At 63.8% G+C, this 17488-nt stretch carries 19 protein-coding genes; 11 read left to right on the forward strand and 8 right to left on the reverse strand.

Translation table 11 applies throughout. The features are described from left to right. Positions 1 to 210 precede the first annotated feature (210 nt). From HNQ95_RS01645 to HNQ95_RS01660, 4 genes are all read left to right on the forward strand, one after another. Entirely contained in the window at positions 211 to 741 is a 531-nt protein-coding gene (locus tag HNQ95_RS01645) for a MarR family winged helix-turn-helix transcriptional regulator (protein ID WP_067959459.1), read from the forward strand. Then, on the forward strand, positions 731 to 1450 hold the full coding sequence (locus HNQ95_RS01650) for a response regulator (RefSeq protein WP_067959456.1): 720 nt from the start codon (positions 731 to 733) through the stop codon (positions 1448 to 1450). The genes HNQ95_RS01645 and HNQ95_RS01650 overlap by 11 nt, the downstream gene beginning before the upstream one ends. A gap of 108 nt (positions 1451 to 1558) precedes the next feature. After that, entirely contained in the window at positions 1559 to 1798 is a 240-nt protein-coding gene (locus tag HNQ95_RS01655; protein WP_182573347.1) for a PA2433 domain-containing protein, read from the forward strand. Positions 1799 to 2171: 373 nt separating this feature from the next. Further along, entirely contained in the window at positions 2172 to 3584 is a 1413-nt protein-coding gene (locus tag HNQ95_RS01660; RefSeq protein ID WP_154384767.1) for an ATP-binding protein, read from the forward strand. Here the strand turns inward: HNQ95_RS01660 and HNQ95_RS01665 are convergent, their stop codons facing one another. The 3 genes from HNQ95_RS01665 to HNQ95_RS01675 form a co-directional block, all read right to left on the reverse strand. Continuing rightward, entirely contained in the window at positions 3585 to 4241 is a 657-nt protein-coding gene (locus HNQ95_RS01665; RefSeq protein WP_067959453.1) for a methionine ABC transporter permease, read from the reverse strand. Then, positions 4222 to 5304 (reverse strand): methionine ABC transporter ATP-binding protein, encoded by a 1083-nt coding sequence (locus tag HNQ95_RS01670; protein WP_182573318.1) that lies wholly within the window; start codon positions 5302 to 5304, stop codon positions 4222 to 4224. The genes HNQ95_RS01665 and HNQ95_RS01670 overlap by 20 nt, the downstream gene beginning before the upstream one ends. Positions 5305 to 5378: 74 nt before the next feature. Further along, entirely contained in the window at positions 5379 to 6227 is an 849-nt protein-coding gene (locus HNQ95_RS01675; protein ID WP_067959447.1) for a MetQ/NlpA family ABC transporter substrate-binding protein, read from the reverse strand. Positions 6228 to 6621: 394 nt separating this feature from the next. Between HNQ95_RS01675 and HNQ95_RS01680 the strand changes: the two genes are divergently transcribed. Continuing rightward, positions 6622 to 7626, forward strand: coding sequence for a glycosyltransferase family 4 protein (locus HNQ95_RS01680; RefSeq protein WP_067959444.1), 1005 nt, complete (start codon positions 6622 to 6624; stop codon positions 7624 to 7626). 137 nt (positions 7627 to 7763) lie between these two features. Here the strand turns inward: HNQ95_RS01680 and HNQ95_RS01685 are convergent, their stop codons facing one another. The 3 genes from HNQ95_RS01685 to HNQ95_RS01695 form a co-directional block, all read right to left on the reverse strand. Beyond that, positions 7764 to 8123, reverse strand: a complete 360-nt coding sequence (locus HNQ95_RS01685; RefSeq protein WP_067959441.1) for a tRNA-binding protein — start codon at positions 8121 to 8123, stop codon at positions 7764 to 7766. A gap of 9 nt (positions 8124 to 8132) precedes the next feature. Further along, positions 8133 to 8633 (reverse strand): type III secretion system chaperone family protein, encoded by a 501-nt coding sequence (locus HNQ95_RS01690; RefSeq protein WP_067959436.1) that lies wholly within the window; start codon positions 8631 to 8633, stop codon positions 8133 to 8135. Positions 8634 to 8949: 316 nt separating this feature from the next. Next, positions 8950 to 9264 (reverse strand): accessory factor UbiK family protein, encoded by a 315-nt coding sequence (locus tag HNQ95_RS01695; RefSeq protein ID WP_067959433.1) that lies wholly within the window; start codon positions 9262 to 9264, stop codon positions 8950 to 8952. Between the two features lie 203 nt (positions 9265 to 9467). Between HNQ95_RS01695 and lgt the strand changes: the two genes are divergently transcribed. The 6 genes from lgt to HNQ95_RS01725 all read left to right on the forward strand — a co-directional run bounded on the left by lgt (position 9468) and on the right by HNQ95_RS01725 (position 15170). Next, a complete protein-coding gene (gene lgt / locus HNQ95_RS01700; RefSeq protein ID WP_067959430.1) occupies positions 9468 to 10322 on the forward strand; it encodes a prolipoprotein diacylglyceryl transferase in 855 nt (284 codons plus the stop codon). Beyond that, entirely contained in the window at positions 10319 to 11404 is a 1086-nt protein-coding gene (locus tag HNQ95_RS01705; protein ID WP_067966259.1) for a class I SAM-dependent methyltransferase, read from the forward strand. Before lgt ends, HNQ95_RS01705 begins: the two co-directional genes overlap by 4 nt. 105 nt (positions 11405 to 11509) lie before the next feature. Continuing rightward, positions 11510 to 12301 (forward strand): peptidoglycan editing factor PgeF, encoded by a 792-nt coding sequence (pgeF, locus tag HNQ95_RS01710; RefSeq protein WP_067959427.1) that lies wholly within the window; start codon positions 11510 to 11512, stop codon positions 12299 to 12301. Between the two features lie 4 nt (positions 12302 to 12305). Next, positions 12306 to 13457: a M24 family metallopeptidase gene (locus tag HNQ95_RS01715; protein WP_067959425.1), complete on the forward strand. Its 1152-nt coding sequence runs from the start codon at positions 12306 to 12308 to the stop codon at positions 13455 to 13457. A 43-nt stretch (positions 13458 to 13500) separates the two neighbouring features. Then, entirely contained in the window at positions 13501 to 14121 is a 621-nt protein-coding gene (locus HNQ95_RS01720; protein ID WP_067959422.1) for a hypothetical protein, read from the forward strand. 113 nt (positions 14122 to 14234) lie between these two features. Next, a complete protein-coding gene (locus HNQ95_RS01725; protein WP_067959419.1) occupies positions 14235 to 15170 on the forward strand; it encodes a ribose-phosphate pyrophosphokinase in 936 nt (311 codons plus the stop codon). A 77-nt stretch (positions 15171 to 15247) separates the two neighbouring features. On the opposite strand, the gene chrA is transcribed toward HNQ95_RS01725, so the two are convergent. Together chrA and HNQ95_RS01735 are read right to left on the reverse strand one after the other, a co-directional pair. Then, positions 15248 to 16579, reverse strand: coding sequence for a chromate efflux transporter (chrA, locus tag HNQ95_RS01730; RefSeq protein WP_182573319.1), 1332 nt, complete (start codon positions 16577 to 16579; stop codon positions 15248 to 15250). 1 nt (position 16580) lies between these two features. Beyond that, positions 16581 to 17384 carry a chromate resistance protein ChrB domain-containing protein gene (locus tag HNQ95_RS01735; RefSeq protein WP_157097205.1) on the reverse strand — a complete coding sequence of 268 codons (804 nt, stop codon included), beginning with the start codon at positions 17382 to 17384 and terminating at the stop codon, positions 16581 to 16583. Between the last annotated feature and the right edge of the window lie 104 nt (positions 17385 to 17488).

Below are 17488 nucleotides of genomic sequence, written 5' to 3' on the forward strand. Positions count from 1 at the left end.
CCTATCGTTTCGTATCGTTCTTGATGGCCCGAAGGGGCCTGATGGATAAAGCGTAGGCGGGGCAGAATACCAAAGCAAACTCACGATGTTTCGGAAAAAACCACCGCACCTTGCCTTTTCGTTCGCAATCCGCCGAAAAGCTTGGCAAAAATTACCATCGCACCTAATTTATGTCAATAGTGCTGACATAAATTGACGAACAGGAATTCTATGGCACAACGCAGCGGCGCAACCGCCCAACCGATCCGCACCGCCGTGACGGCAGACGAAGGCATCGATTTCTCGATCATCGAGCTGATGTATTTCGCCTATCGCGACTTCACTTCCGACCCCGACCAGATCCTCGCCGAGTACGGTTTCGGCCGCGCCCATCACCGCGTGCTGCACTTCGTCAACCGCCTGCCCGGACTGACGGTCGCCGAGCTGCTCGACGTGCTCAAGATTACCAAGCAGAGCCTCGCGCGGGTGCTCAAGCAGCTCATCGACGCCGGCTACATCGTTCAGGTGCAGGGGCCGCGCGACCGGCGCCAGCGCGAACTCTACCCGACGCCCAAGGGCCGTACATTGACACTGGCGCTGGCGCGGCCACAGTCACGCCGCATCCATGCGGCACTGGAGGGCGCGGGAGAGACCGAGCGCGCCTGGATCGAAAGATTCCTCAAGGCGATGGTCAATCCCGAATTAAGGGCGCAGATTGATCATCTGCCCGGAAACACGCCGGGGAAAGACCATGGAGAATAACGACAAGACGGCCAGCCAGGCCACGTTGGGCGACGATGCTCCGCATCTGCTCGTCGTCGACGACGACACGCGCATCCGCAACCTGCTCAAGCAGTATCTGACCGAAAACGGCTTTCGCGTTACTGTCGCGGGCAATGCAGACGAAGCGCGGCGCAAGCTTGCCGGCCTCGACTTCGACCTTCTCATCCTCGACGTGATGATGCCGGGCGAAAACGGCATCGAATTGACCAAGTCGCTGCGTGACCAGAAGGACGTGCCGATCCTGATGCTGACGGCACTGTCGGAGACCGACAGCCGCATCACCGGCCTCGAGGCCGGCGCCGACGACTATCTGCCCAAGCCGTTCGACCCGCGCGAACTGATCCTCAGGATCAACAACATCCTGCGCCGCGGCGGCCCGGCGGCAACACCGAAGGTCGAGCAGTTGGTGTTCGGCCCCTACACCTTCCAGATCGCCCGCCGCGAACTGAAGCGTGGCGGCGAAGCCCTCAAGCTGACCGACCGGGAGCAGGAAATCCTCGCCATCTTCGCCGCGCGTGCCGGCGAGACCATCCCGCGCCATGAACTGGTGACCGGCGACTCGGAAGTCGGCGAGCGCACCATCGACGTCCAGATCAACCGTCTGCGGCGCAAGATCGAGCGCGATCCGGCCAATCCCGTCTGGCTGCAGACGGTACGCGGCATCGGCTACCGGCTCAGCGTGGAGTAGCCGGAGCAGTTCCGGAGGGCCGGTTGTTGAAGCCGGTCACTCCGAGGTAACATGGCCCGCCGGCAACAACTCTTCCGCATCAAGCGGGCCGGCGCGGGAGAAACGGCCATGTTACGTGCTATCACGCTTGCATTTGCCCTGTCTGTCTTGCCTGCCACCGCATTCGCCCATTCCTGCCCGAGCATCATGGCGGCGATCGACGCTGCTCTGCCCGCCTCCACGCTCGCCGAGGCGGACATGACGAAGGTCAAGGAACTGCGCGCCAAGGGCGAACAGTTGCACGCATCCGGCGACCACGCCGGATCGGAAGCAGCCCTCAACGAAGCCAAGAAACTGCTCGGCATCTGACCGCCAGACGACTTCGGGCCGTGTCAGCGGCCCGAACCTCGTCATCCCCCGTTCATCAACCTGGTCGCAACGGCGGGCAAATTTTGTTGTGCCGCAACACGTGGGTCGGACGCTCTGTCTGTCCGCGCCCGAGATCATCGACGCACTGGCGACACAGTCTCGGCACAGTTCCGGGTGATCTTCTCCAGGCATCGGTAAATCCAGAGCCATCTGGCGCTGTAGGAAAAAGCCCTATGTTTTCAGCATCGGGCGAGACGGAGTTTGACAACGTAAGCTGTTGAACTTCAAAGACAGTTTCAGAACGATCCGGCGTGGGCTAGGATCGAGGCGAGCCGGCCGGAACCTGACCGGTTAGCGGCAAGTGGAAGGGCGGATGGCAACCACCGACATGGAACGGCCCGGCGGAGGCAGGCTCGGCACACGCATGTGGCGTGCGCTGACGGCTGTGCCGCGCAGCTGGAACCGCTTCTGGCGACGTGTCTCCATCTATATGCCGAAGCGGCTCTACGCGCGCTCGCTGCTCATCGTCATCACGCCGATGATCCTGCTGCAGTCGGTCGTCGCCTTCGTCTTCATGGAGCGGCACTGGCAGACGGTGACTGTGCGCCTGTCACAGGCGGTGACGCGTGACATCGCCGGCATCATCGACCTGCTCGACACCTTTCCGCAGCCCGAAAGTTATGCCCAGATCATCCGCATCGCCCAGGAGCGCATGTCGCTGAAGATCGACCTGTTGCCGGCCGAACCCCTGCCCCCGCCTGGCCCGAAACCGTTCTTCTCGATCCTCGACCAGGCGCTGTCGTCGGAAATCCGCAAGCAGATCAACCGGCCGTTCTGGCTCGATACCGTCGGCAACTCCAACATCGTCGAAGTGCGCGTCCAGCTCGACGACAAGGTATTGCGCGTGTTCGTGCGCCGCAGCCAGGCCTATGCCTCGAACACCCACATCTTCCTGCTGTGGATGGTCGGCACGTCACTGGTCCTGCTGATGATCGCCATTCCGTTCCTGCGCAACCAGATCCGCCCGATCTTGCAACTCACCGAGGCTGCCGAAAGTTTTGGCAAGGGCCGGCCGATGCCGGTCAACTTCCGGCCACGCGGCGCCGAAGAAGTGCGACGCGCCGGTTTCGCCTTCATCCAGATGCGCGAACGCATCGAACGCCAGATCGAGCAGCGCACGGCGATGCTGACCGGCGTCAGCCACGACCTGCGCACCATCCTGACGCGCTTCAAGCTGCAGCTGGCTCTGTCAGGCAGCAAGGTCGACACCGAAGCACTCAGCCAGGATGTCGACGACATGCAGTCGATGCTCGAGGCCTATCTGGCTTTCGCCCGCGGCGAGGCTTCGGAGGATCCCGGCCGCTTCGATCTTGCCACCTATCTCGACAGGCTGGGTGACGAAGCCAAGCTGCGCAAGCGCAAGCTCAAGATCACGCTCGTCGGCGAGCCCGAGGTGCATGTTCGCCCCAATGCGTTCAACCGCCTGCTGCAGAACGTCGTCGGCAACGCCTTCCGCTATGCCAAGGAGGTCGAGGTCAAGGCGGTCCACGATCGCGGCATGCTGGTGGTGATGGTCGACGACAACGGCCCCGGCATTCCGGAAGAGAAGCGCGAAGAGGTGTTCAAGCCGTTCTACCGCCTCGACGAGGCGCGCAATCTTGATTCGACCGGCACCGGCCTCGGCCTGGCCGTCGCCCGCGACATCGCCCGCAGCCATGGTGGCGACATCAAGCTGAGCGACAGCCCGCTGGGCGGCCTGCGCGCCATGATCCGCGTGCCGGCCTGATCAGCCGCGGCGATCGAGCCGCGTCACCAGCCTGTCGCCGATCCACTGGATGCCACAGACGAGCACGATCAGCACAGCCACGACCGCAACCATGACAGCCGTCTCGAAACGCTGGTAACCGTAGCGAATGGCGAGGTCGCCGAGCCCGCCCGCACCGATGGCACCCGCCATGGCCGAGGCGCCGACCAGCGTCACCAGCGTAACGGTGAAGCCGGCAACGATGCCTGGCAGTGCCTCGGGTACCAGCACCTCACGGATGATCGCCCAGCGCCCGCCGCCCATGGCGCGCACGGCCTCGATCAGGCCACGGTCGACTTCGCGCAGCGACACTTCGGCGATGCGCGCATAATAGGGCGTTGCGGCAATCGCCAGCGGTACGATCGCCGCCCAGGTGCCGATCGACGTGCCGACGATCAACCGCGTCACTGGGATCAGCGCCACCAGGAGGATGATGAACGGCACCGAGCGGAAGCCGTTGACGAGTGCGCCGAGGATGCCGTTGACCCAGCGATTGCAGGCAATACCGCCGCGGTCGGTGGCAACGAGCGCCAGGCCGAGCGGCAAGCCGAAGACCAGAGAGATCAAGCCCGATGCAGCCGTCATCAGCACGGTCTCCCACAACGAGCGCAGAAGAAGTTCAAGCATTGTCTGTGACATAACCAAGCACCTCGACCCGCGCTTTCCGGGCATTCAGGAATTCGATTGTTTCGGCGATACCGCGCGATGCAGTGTCGACGCCGAGGAACAGCGTTCCGACAGGCTCCCCCTGTATGGTGTCGATGCCGCCATGGACCAGCCGGAACCGGCCGGGAACCGACGTTGCCAGCTCCTGGAGCAGCGGCCGGCGCGCCGCTTCGCCTGCGATGTCGACGCGCAGGATGGCCTCGCGTCCAACGCCGGTTAGCCGTGTGGCGATCGCCTGCGGCAGCTGCGGCCGGATACCGGCGAGCAGGCTGCGCGTCACTTCGGTGCGCGGGTCGGCGAAGATCGACCACACCTGCCCTTCCTCGACGATTCGCCCGGCATCGATGACGGCGACGCGGTCGGCAATGCTGCGGACCACCTCCAACTCGTGGGTGATCAGCAGGATAGTCAGGCCGAGCTTTTGGTTGATGTCCTTCAGCAATGCCAGGATCGAGCGCGTCGTCTCTGGATCGAGCGCCGAGGTCGCCTCGTCGGAGAGCAGGACCGCCGGCCGCGCGGCGAGCGCGCGCGCGATGCCGACACGCTGCTTCTGCCCGCCCGAAAGTGCCGCTGGGTAGGCCTTGGCCTTGTCGGCGAGACCGACGAGTTCGAGCAGTTCGGCGGCACGCCTGAGCCGCTCGTCCCTGGACTGGCCTTCGATCTTGAGCGGCAGCGCGACATTCTCCTCGACAGTCTTGGCCGACAACAGGTTGAAGTGCTGGAAGATCATGCCGATACGTCGGCGCAGCGGCTGCAGATCGCGCTCGCTGAGGCCAGTGATCTCACGGCCCTCGACGAAGATCTGGCCACTGTCGGGTCGCTCCAGTCCGTTCAGGCAGCGGATCAGCGTCGACTTGCCGGCGCCGCTGCGGCCGATGATACCAAGTACCTCGCCCTTGCGCACTGTGAGCGAAACGCCGTCGACGGCCGGTGTTTGGCCGAAGCGCCGCCTGAGGTCGACGATGCGCACCACCGTCTCCGACAGCGCAGTATCGACAGGGGACGCCCCTTCGATGGGTGCAAAATGCTGGGTCATGAAATTCCCTCGGCAATGCGGAAGGCGGCCCGCCATTCATGGCAGGCCGCCTCCATTGTAATCAGTCGTCAAGCTCAGTAGGCGGCGACGCCGGTGCCCTTGTAGACGCGGTCGAACTCGGCCTTGACGGTCGGGTTCTGATAGGCGGCGACAAGCTTCTTGACCCAGGCTTCGTTCTCGCTGCCGGTCTTGACGGCGATGAAGTTGCGGTACGGATTTTCTGCGACCGGCTCCTGGGCGATCCGGTGCTCGGGCGTCAGCCCGCTCTTCAGCGCCCAGTCGGTGTTGACCACCGCGGCGTCGAGATCCTCGACCGAACGGCCGACGATGCCGGCGTCGAGTTCCTTGATCTCGAACTTCTTCGGATTATCGACGACGTCGGCGACGGTTGCCAGGATGCCGATGCCGTCCTTGAGCTTGATCAGGCCGGCGTCGGCGAGCACACGCAGGGCACGGCCTTCGTTGGAGGGATCGTTGGGCACACCGATGACGGCGGCTTCCGGCAGCGCCTCGACCTTGGCGTGCTTCTTCGAATAGAGCCCGATCGGCCACAGGCCGGTGTAGCCGACTGGGGTAATATGGTAGCCCTGCGTCTTGATCTGGTTGTCGAGATAAGGCTGGTGCTGGAAGGCGTTGGCGTCGATCTCGCCGCGCTCCAGCGCCTCGTTTGGTTGGGTGTAGTCGTTGAACACGACGGTTTCGATGGCGAGGCCCTGCTTGGCGGCCTCGGCCTTCACCACGCGCCAGACATCCTCGTCCTCGCCTGAGATGATGCCGACCTTGATCGCGGTCTTATCCTCGGCGAGCGCCTGTTGCGGAACGGTGAAGCTGATGACGGTGACGACGGAGGCGAGCAGCGCGGCAAATGCCGTGCGGCGGCTGATCGTGTTGCGGTTGGAAAGGGACTTGGTGATCTCTGTCATTTCGAATTCTCACTGAGAGCCGTTGGGAGGATGGCTCGCCCCGCTCAATGCGAAGCTTGGCCATATCCTCGGCAAACGCCCCTCTCCAGGCAAAGGATCGGATTTCACGCCGAGCCCCGCCCCGGGAAAAATCGTCACAAAGAAAATACCGGTTCGGGCAGAACCGACCTCGCCCGCGCATGACCCGAAAATCCGAGTCGATTTTCGGGTCATGCATCACTTCAAATCGGTACAGCGTCCTGCGGGCATCCGAGTGGACGCGCGGCGCTGCAGCCGTTGCGAACAAAGCCGTCGTCATTCCAGCGTCATGCAATGCTGCTCAAAGGCGCCTCGCAATGAATGGAGGACCGCTGATTCCCGGCAGGCCGGGACGCGGACAACGGGGAAGACGCCCTTGCGCATCCTGATGGTCACCGACGCATGGCGTCCGCAGATCAATGGCGTCGTCCACACGCTCGAACGACTGGCCGAAACCCTGACCGCCTTCGGTGCCGAGGCCGACTTCCTGACACCCAACATCTTCCGCACCTTGCCGATGCCGACCTATCCCGACATAAGGCTGGCGCTGACCACGCCCGGCAACGTGGCGCGGATCATTGAGCAAAGGCGACCCGACCACATCCATCTGGTGACCGAAGGCCCGCTCGGCATGATGGCGCGGCGCTATTGCCTCGCCAACAAGCGCCCCTTCACCACAAGCTACCACACCCGCTTTCCCGAATATGTAAGCGCCCGTCTGCCGCTGCCGGAGAGCTGGACCTACGGCCTGCTGCGCAATTTCCACAACTCCGGCCAGGGCTGCATGGTCGCAACGCAGTCGCTCGCCGACGACCTGGCATCGCGGGGCTTCGAAAAACTCCGACCATGGACGCGCGGCGTCGACATCAACCACTTCCATCCCGACAAGAAGGTCGAGATGGACCTGCCGCGGCCGATCTTCCTGTGCGTCGGCCGCATCGCGGTGGAGAAGAACCTGCCAGCCTTCCTCGACCTCGACCTGCCCGGTACCAAGGTGCTTGTCGGCGACGGGCCAGAACTCGAAAGGCTGAAGGCAAAATATCCTGAGGCGCATTTCCTCGGGCGCCGCCCGAGCGACGAACTGGCCGAGATCTACGCCTCATCAGACGTTTTCGTCTTCCCGAGCCGCACCGACACCTTCGGCAATGTCATCATCGAGGCGCTGGCCAGCGGCACGCCTGTTGCCGCCTATCCGGTGACTGGGCCGATCGACATCGTCGGCGACGGCATCGGAGGCGTTGTTTCGGAAGACCTGCGCGAGGCAGCACTGGGCGCACTCAAGGTCGACCGCACCGAGGCCCGCGAACGGGCCATGCGCTACACCTGGAATGCCTGCGCCGAAATGTTCCTGGACAATGTGAAGGCGGCTTACGCCGCGTGATGCCCAGCGCATCCGCGGTTCAGGTCAGGCCGAGTCGAAAATGGTGGGTTCCGAGAACCGGAACGGACCCTACATTTGGGTACGTGAGTACCGGAAACGCAGGGAGCCGCCATTTGCAGGCCGGCCTCACCTGAATCCTAGAACAGGCGGCCGCCGTCCGGCACCTTGCGCTCTATGGCGCCGAGCACGACGTCGCCGTCCTCGTCGGGGAAGCCAAGGGTGAGCACTTCCGACATGAACGGGCCGATCTGGCGCGGCGGGAAGTTGACGACGGCGAACACCTGCCGACCCAGCAGCGTCTCGGGCGTATAATATTTGGTGATCTGCGCCGACGATTTCTTGACGCCGATATCGGTGCCAAAATCGATCTTCAGCTTGAACGCCGGCTTGCGCGCTTCCGGGAACGGCTCGACCTCGACGATCGTGCCGGTGCGTATGTCAACCTTGTCGAAATCGGCAAAGCTGATCTCAGCTTTCGGCGCCTTGTGCGAACTCATCCGACAGTCTCAGGCGTTGCCGTGCGTCTCGAACAGCACGCTGGCCAGTGCGTCCTTGGCCGAGGTGCCCGACCAGACGACGAACTGGAAAGCCTGGAAATAGCATTCGCAGGCTTCAAGCGCCGAGGACAGCAGCACTTCGACCTGCTGGCTGGTCGGCTCGACGCCACCGGCGAGCAGCAGCGACTGGCGGAACATGATCGCGCCTTCGGTTTCCCAAAGGTCGAAATGCCCGAACAGCATCTGCTCGTTGATCAGCGACAAGAGCCTGAGAATCTCAAGCGTACGGCTTTCAGGCACCTTGACATCGAAGGCGCATGCCAGATGCAGGGCCTCGAAGTCTTCCATCCAGGAAAACGACACCTGGTACTCGGTCCAGTTGCCGACGACTGAAATCGAGATCTCGTCGTCGCCGGCACGTTCGAACGCCCAGTCGTTGTTATGAGCCACCTGCTCGATGACATCCACCGGATGGATTTCGCGGGAGAACTCGAGTTCGAGAAGTTCCATAAATGCTTCCTGTCGTTCCGGGCGCGTCATCGCGCTCCGCGCGGGGGACACACACGACGAACTTATTCTTGAACTCGGACGACCAGCGCTGCCGGACTCAATACCCCCCAGCCGGACCGCGCCATCCGGTGCACGACGGTGTTTCGAATCGTGCAGTAAATTCAGTGTATTGATCGTGACTCTCGTGAACAGCCCAATTTTTCGCAACGTCCCATTCGGATGTGGAAACAGGCTGCGGCGCAGATTCACAAAGCGCCGGTAAGCGATTCACGACAAAGCACTTTTTCGGATGGCGCTTTGTGGAAAAGTTAACGAATTATTTCTTTGTGCGGGGCTTTGGCGAGGCCGCCGGTGAGGCCGTGTCGGCATCTTCACCGGCGCGGCCGGCGAGTTGAGCCTCAAGTGCCTCGATGCGGGCAACCAGCGCCTTGTTTTCGGCACGTGCCTTGATCGCCATGTCGCGAACCGCCTCGAACTCCTCGCGCTGGACCAGTTCGAGCGAATTCATCGCCCGCTCGGCCTGCGAACGGAACGCGGTTTCGACCTCGCGCCTGACGCCCTGGGCGGCACCCGCGGCATCGGTCATCAGCTTGGCGAATTCATCCAGAATGCGGTTCGGTCCGGTCGTCATGGCTAACCCTCGCGTTGTCCATTCGACGTAGTGGCGCAAGCCCCGGAATGCAAGGATATCGTGGCCCCGACAGGGTGCCAAATGCTGCGGCAAAGATGCCCGCCTGCTCGCAATGACTTCTCGGTTACTGCGGGGTTGCCTGCCTTGACCGTGCCAAAAGCCTGCCGCATGGTCCGCCGCGATTGCCTGCCCTGGAGACTGACTTGAGCGAATACCTTGCCTTGCCGCTGGCTGCCCTGCCCTTTCCGAACATCGATCCCGTCATCGTGCAACTCGGACCGCTGGCCATTCACTGGTACGGGCTGGGCTACATCGTCGGCATCCTGGTTGCCTGGTGGTACGGCAAGCGGCTGGTGACCAACACCCGTCTGTGGCCGAACGGCGTGCTGCCGATGAAGCCCGAGGCCCTCGACGATTTCCTGGTCTGGGCAGCGGCTGGCGTCGTGCTTGGTGGCCGCATCGGCTACATCCTGTTTTACGACCTCGCCCGCTACATCTCCAATCCGCTCGACATCTTCGCGGTCTGGCAGGGCGGCATGTCGTTTCATGGCGGCCTGCTCGGCGTCACCCTTGCCATGGTGCTGTTCGCCCGCAAGCACGGCATCCTCGTCTGGTCGCTGATCGACGTCGTTGCCGCCGGCGTGCCGGTCGGCCTCGGCCTGGTGCGCCTCGCCAACTTCATCAATTCGGAGCTATGGGGCCGGGTGACCGACGTGCCATGGGCGATCGAGTTTCCCACCGGCGGACCTTTTCTGCGTCACCCGAGCCAGATCTACGAGGCCCTGCTCGAAGGCCTGGTCCTGTTCCTCGTGCTGCGTTTCCTGACTCATTCCAGGCTCAAACTGAAGACGCCGCGTTTCATCGCCGGCGCCTTCGTCTGCGGCTATGGCCTGTCGCGCATATTCGTCGAGTTCTTCCGTGAGCCCGACCAGCAGATCGGCTATCTCCTTGGCGGCTGGCTGACCATGGGCATGGTGCTGTCGGTGCCGATGGTGCTGATCGGCCTGTGGGCGATGCTGTCGGCCAAGCCGGTCACGCAGATCGCCAGGCCGGCATGACTGCGCTCAGGACGCGCATCGCAGGCCTGATCGCGGCATCGGGCCCGATCAGCGTCGCCGACTACATGGCGCTGTGCCTGTTCGATCCAACTGACGGTTATTACACGACGCGCGAGCCGTTCGGTGTCGAGGGCGACTTCACTACGGCGCCCGAGGTCAGCCAGATGTTCGGCGAACTCGTCGCCGTCTGGCTTTACGCCGCCTGGCAGGCGGCAGGGTCTCCAACCGGCGCGACGTTGGCCGAGATCGGCCCTGGGCGCGGGACGCTGATGAAGGACGTGCTCAGGGTTCTGCAAAAACTCGACGGCGCTTTCGTCGCCGGCGCCTCCATCGCCCTGGTTGAGACGAGCCCGAAGCTGCGTGGGGTGCAGAAACAGACGCTCGCCAGCAGCGGCATCCGGATCGACTGGCACGACACGGTGTCGACGCTGCCCACTGCGCCACTGTTCATCGTCGGCAACGAACTGTTCGACGCCATCCCGACCCGCCAGTTCGTCAGGATCGGTGCCGCTTGGCACGAGCGCGCCGTTGGCCTCAATGAAACAGGCGAGCTTGGCTTCGTTGCCGGCCCGGCAACGATCGAGACGGCGCTGCTGCCGGTTGCCGCCGCGACCGCGCCAGAGGGTGCGATCTTCGAATTCGCCCCGGCGCGCACCGGCACGATGGAGCAGATCGCCACCCATCTCGCCACCTTTGGCGGCGCCGGCCTGTTCTTCGACTACGGCCATGTCGAACCAGGCATCGGCGACACGCTGCAGGCGCTGCGCAAGCACCACTATGACGACGTGCTCGCAAATCCCGGCGAGGCTGACCTCACCTCGCATGTCGACTTCGCGGCCCTTGCTTTGGCAGCCCGGGCACATGGGCTTCATGCGCATCTGGCAACCCAGGGCGCGTTCCTGCTCGCCATGGGGCTGCTCGAACGCGCCGGCAAGTTTGGTGCCGATGCGGACGCCGCCGGGCGTGAAAAGATCCGCGGCGAGGTCGAGCGGCTGGCCGGCCCCGATGCCATGGGAACACTGTTCAAGGTGCTTGCGGTTGCTCCGCGTGGCACAAGAATTCCCTTCCCCGCCGTCAGTTGACAGCACGCTTGCGCCTGCCCCACTGTCCGGCCTCGAGATGGCGAGGCGACCTGTGGCGGCTGGCCCGGCCTTGACGAAATCGCTGACGAGGATGACAAGGCGGCAATGCTGAACGACTCGAAACCGGATCCGATCCGGTCCAACTTGCTCGCCAGCGCGGAGGCCAATGGCATCCGCCACGGTTACTTCACCCGCACCGGCGGGGTCTCCGAAGGCATCTATCAGGGCCTCAACATCGGCGTCGGCTCCGACGACGACCAGACGCGCGTGGCCGAGAATCGCCGCCGCGTCGCCAGTTGGATGGGTGTGCCGGCCGACCACCTGCTCAGCCTCTACCAGGTCCATTCGCCCGACGTCGTCGTCGCCACCGGCCCCTTTGCCGACGGCCGCCCCAAGGCCGACGCGCTGGTGACCGACAGGCCCGGCATCGCGCTCGGTGCCTCTTCGGCCGATTGCGGCCCAGTGCTGTTTGCCGACCCGCAAGCGCGCATCATCGGTGCTGCCCATGCCGGCTGGAAAGGCGCCTTTACGGGCGTGCTCGAAAACACCGTTGCCGCGATGGAGGGCCTCGGCGCCAGGCGCGAGCGCATCCTCGCCGTGCTCGGCCCGTCGATCAGCGCCGCCAATTACGAGGTCGGCCCCGAATTCGTCGCCCGCTTCGTCGAAGGCGACGCCGACAATGCCAGGTACTTCACACCGTCGGAGAATGCCGGCCACCACATGTTCGACCTCAACCTCTACACGGTCGACCGGCTGCGCAAGGCCGGCGTTCAGGCGGAAGCTCTGAACCGCTGCACCTATGCGGAAGAAGAGCTGTTCTATTCCTACCGGCGCACCACGCACCGCAAGGAAGCTGATTACGGGCGGCAGATTTCGGCAATTGCATTGGAGGACTGACAGCATGGCGCTGCATTTCGAACGAACCGAATTCGACGCCCGGCGCGACCGGCTGATGATCGAGATGGCCGAAAAGAAGCTCGATGCCGTTGTCCTGTTCGCGCAGGAAAGCATGTATTGGCTGACCGGTTACGACACGTTCGGCTTCTGCTTCTTCCAGTCGCTGGTGGTGATGGCCGACGGCTCGATGACGCTGTTGACCCGTTCGGCCGACCTGCGCCAGGCACGCCACACCTCGATCATTGAAAACATCGTGCTGTGGACCGACCGCGACAATGCGAATCCGACGCTCGACCTGCGCAACCTGCTCAACGATCTCGGCCTGCTCGGAGCGCGTGTCGGCGTCGAATACGACACCCATGGCCTGACCGCGTTCAACGGCCGCCGCCTCGACGAGCAGTTGCAGACCTTCGGCCAGATCGTCGATGCGTCCGGCATCGTCGGGCGTTTGCGCCTGTTCAAGAGCCCGGCTGAAATCGAAAAGGCGGAAAAAGCGGCGAGCCTCGCCGACGATGCGCTCGACGCGGCCCTGCCGCTGATCAAGCAGGGCGGTGACGAAGCCAGGATCCTGGCCGCCATGCAGGGCGCGATCTTCACCGGCGGCGGCGACTATCCCGCCAACGAGTTCATCATCGGCTCCGGCGCGGATGCCCTGCTCTGCCGCTACAAGTCCGGCCGCCGCAAGCTCAACAAGAACGACCAGCTGACGCTGGAATGGGCCGGCGTGTTCAACCACTACCATGCGCCGATGATGCGCACGGTGCTGACCGGCAAGGCCTCCAGGCGCCACCAGGAGCTCTACGACGCCTCGCTGGCCGCCCTGCTGGCGGTTGAAAAGGCGATGACGCCGGGCAACACCTTCGGCGACGTCTTCGACGCGCATGCTCGCACGCTGGAAGCACATGACCTGACCAAGCATCGGCTCAATGCTTGCGGTTACTCGGTCGGCGCCCGCTTTACCCCGTCCTGGATGGACATGCCGATGTTCTACCAGGGCAATCCCGAACCGATTGCCCCCAACATGACTTTGTTCGCCCACATGATCATCATGGATTCGGAAACCGAGACCGCGATGACGTTGGGTCGTACCTATCTGACCACTGAATCCGCACCCAAGCCGCTGTCCCGCCATGATCTCGACTTGATCGTACGATGATTGCGCAGAGCGCTGAGGGGCGTTTGCCAGGGAGTTCGGGCAAATGAGACGTTGGATTTTTGCGGCAGCCTGCCTGTCCGCCTCTGCCGCACTGTCCGCTTGCAACAGCGCCAAGGACGTCCTTGAACCGTCTGCCGTGGCCCCCACCGAGCAGTCGACGGCACTTGCCCGGACTGAAGGCACCGATGTCGCAGCACCCGCCGTGACGGGCGCGGCAACCGCCGCCGCAGCAGCGGGTCCTGCATCGACGGCTGCAGCGGCCGCTCCGGCACAGACCGCCGCCATCGTCGGCAAAGCGCGCGTGCAGTTCGCCCCGATCGTCGGCGCGACGGTCGAAGCGGCGACGCCGCTGACCCAGCGCCTCGGCATCAGGGCCCGCGAACGCGGCATCACGCTCGCCGGCAGCACCGACACCACGCCGCCCGGCATCATCATGCGCGGCTATTTCTCGGCAATGACCGAGGGCAAGGACACGACGGTCGTCTATGTCTGGGACGTCTACGACCCCGCCGGCACCCGGCTGCACCGCATCAACGGCCAGCAGACCGCGCCGTCGACCGGCAGCGGTGAAGGATGGCCAACGGTAGCGCCCGCGACCATGCAGACCATCGCCGACAACACCATCGATCAGTTGGCCCAGTGGCTGGCGGCAAAACCCGGCTAAGCTGCGGCATTCCGTTCCGGTATGTCGCTTTTTTGGGAATCAATGGCGACTCCGCTTGCAATACGAGCCAAGGCCGCTAAAAGCCCGCTCATATTCACTTCCAGGATCGGCGTATGAAACTCTTCGCGGGCAATTCCAACCGGGTGCTAGCAGAAGCTGTCGCTCGCTATCTCAACATTCCCCTGGGCAAGGCCAGCGTCAGGCGCTTCGCCGACCAGGAAATCTTCGTCGAAATTCAAGAGAACGTGCGCGGCGAGGATGTCTTCATCCTGCAGTCGACCGCCTTCCCGACCAACGATCACCTGATGGAACTGCTCATCATGATCGATGCCTTCATGCGCTCGTCGGCACGGCGCATCACGGCCGTCATCCCCTATTTCGGCTATGCACGGCAGGATCGCCGCGCCTCCGGCCGCACGCCGATCTCGGCCAAGCTCGTCGCCAACATGATTGCGCGTGCCGGCGCCAACCGCGTGCTGACGCTCGACCTGCATGCCGGCCAGATCCAGGGCTTCTTCGACATCCCGACCGACAATTTGTTCTCGGTTCCGGTGATGGCCCGCGACGTCAAGGCCAAGTACAAGCAACTGGGCAACGTCACGGTGGTTTCGCCTGATGTCGGCGGCGTGGTGCGTGCACGTGCGCTGGCCAAGCGCATCGACGCCCAGCTTGCCATCGTCGACAAACGCCGTGAGCGCCCCGGTGAATCCGAAGTGATGAACGTCATCGGCGAAGTGCACGGCAAGGATTGCCTGCTGATCGACGACATCGTCGATTCCGGCGGCACGCTGTGCAACGCGGCCGACGCGCTGCTCGCCAAGGGCGCCACCTCGGTCACCGCCTACATCACCCACGGCGTGCTCTCGGGCGGTGCCGCTGCCCGCATCGCCGGCTCGCAGTTGCAGGAACTGGTTATTACCGACTCGATCCAGCCGACCCAGGCTGTCATGGACGCACACAACATTCGCGTCGTCTCGATCGGCGACCTGATCGGCGAAGCGATTTCGCGCACGGCAACCGAAGAATCGGTGTCGAGCCTGTTCGACTGATTCTTTGCCGCAAGCAGACATTTCAAAGCCCCGCCCGGCATGCCGAGGCGGGGCTTTTTCGTCCCGGCAGCACTTTTTCAGAACATCCGCCAGGCCATGCCGGCGAGCGCCGCGACGGCGAGTACGGCGATCATGTTGGCCTTGAAGCGGATCAGCGCCACGCCGGCGGCGACCGCGATGACCGCTGCAACCGCGTCGAAGCTGCCGATTTCAGGTGCCGGCAGCACGAACGGCCCCCAACCCACCTCGTCGACGTTACCGAACAGGACGTGGAGCCCAAACCACACGGCGAGATTGGCGATGATGCCGACCACTGCCGCCGTCACCGCCGACAGCGCGCTCGCCAACCAGCGCACATGGCGCACCGTCTCGACATAGGGCGCGCCGACGAAGACCCACAGGAAACACGGCACGAAGGTGAACCACAGCGTCACCAACGCCCCGCCAATGCCACCGGCCAAGGGCGCCAGTGCCGCAAGCCGAGCGCCGCCGAGGAAGCCGACGAAGACCAGCACCAGGATCAACGGCCCCGGCGTCGTCTCGGCAAGGCCGAGGCCGGTCAGCATCTCGTCGGGCTTCAGCCAGCCATGCACCTCGACCGCCTGCTGGGCGACATAGGCAAGCACGGCATAGGCACCGCCAAAGGTCACCGCTGCCATCTTGGAGAAGAAGGTCGCTTCCGCCGTGTAGACGTGGGCCGGACCGAGCGCCTGCCACAGGATGATCAGCGGCACGAACCAGATTCCCAGCCAGACGGCGAGCGTGGAGAAGAGCCGCCGCGCGCTGGGCCTTGTCCATTCCGGCATGGCGTAGGCAACGTCATCTTCGTCAGCCGCCTCGGCGCCGCTCTGTTGCAGCCCGGCGAGGTGCAGCACCGCGCCGATTGCCGCCGCCGCGACGACGATCAGCGGAAATGGCAGCTTGAGGAAGGCAATGGCAATGAAGGCCACAATCGCCAGTGCGACCATCGCGCCACCCTTCAGCGCCCGCCTTGACACCTTGATCAACGCCTCGAGCACGACGGCAAGCACTGCCGCCTTGAGCCCGAACAGCAGCCCTTGCACCAGCGCGACATGGCCGACGGTGAGGTAGATCGCCGACAATGCGGTGATGACCAAGGCACCGGGCAGCACGAACAATAGTCCGGCCACCAGACCGCCCCTGATGCCGTGCAGCAGCCAGCCGCAGTAGGTCGCAAGCTGCATCGCCTCGGGTCCGGGCAGCAGCATGCAATAGTTGAGCGCATGCAGGAAACGCGGCTCGTCGAGCCAGCGTTTCTCGTCGACGAGGATCCTGTGCATCAGCGCGATCTGGCCGGCCGGCCCACCGAACGACAAGAGCCCGATCCTGGCGAAGGTCCTCGTCGCCTCTCCGAAGGAAGGGTTGGGGCCTGGCAGCGTGGCATCCATGTCAAACCGCCTTCGCTGGCCAGTTGTGGGTTTCCTGGGTGGCGTAACGGCACCAGCCATAGAGCGCATCATAGAGCGTCATGCCTCTTTCGAGCTGGGCATGATCGTCGCCTTCGATGGCTGACAGTCCGAGCGACATGGCGAGAAGTCCTGCAGCCTCGGGCTCCATGTCAAGCCGCGCCGTATCCGCAGCCCTGACGATGCGGGCGAGATGCAGCAGCGGTGGATCCGACAGGCCGAATTCCGCTATGAGTGTGTCGAAGCTGCAGTCGTCGCCACGGTGCGAATAATGCACGTCCTTGATGTCGAAGGGGATGGCGCCGGTCTCGTCGGCGACGTCCTTGACCCATTCGGCCGAGACGAAGTGGAAAATGGCCAGCGGGTCGATGAAGCGCCTGATCAGCCATGGACAGGCGATGCGGTCGATCTTCGGCCGGGCCCGCGTCACCCATTCGCTGGGCCATGGCAGCCCCGGCTCGAGGCCTGGTGCCTCGCGCGCCACGACAGGCCCGCCAGCCGCAAGCCAGGCGTCGATGCCACCTTCCAGCATCAGCGCATCCGCACCGGCGGCGAGCAGCTTGGTCAGCCCGATCTCGCTGACATTATGGCCATGCGCACAATAGACGACGATGCTCCTCCCCGCCGGAAACTGTGGCAGCCACTCCCCTACCTTCATGTGGTCGCGCCACAACGCACCGGCGATCCGCGTCGGCGCGGCAGCAAACGCGGCGCGGCGACGCACGTCGACGATCAAAGGACACTTCTCCGTACCGATGAGATGGATCAGTTTTATTGCTGAGATCATTCCGGGCATGGTCTTTCCTCCGCACAACATCGCGAAGGCGGAGCTTGGGCCCTTCGGCCTCACGGGGAGTCCACCATGCCCCCGATATGTGAAGTCTATTTGAA

The organism is Aminobacter ciceronei (assembly GCF_014138625.1).
Taxonomy (GTDB): Bacteria; Pseudomonadota; Alphaproteobacteria; order Rhizobiales; family Rhizobiaceae; genus Aminobacter; species Aminobacter ciceronei.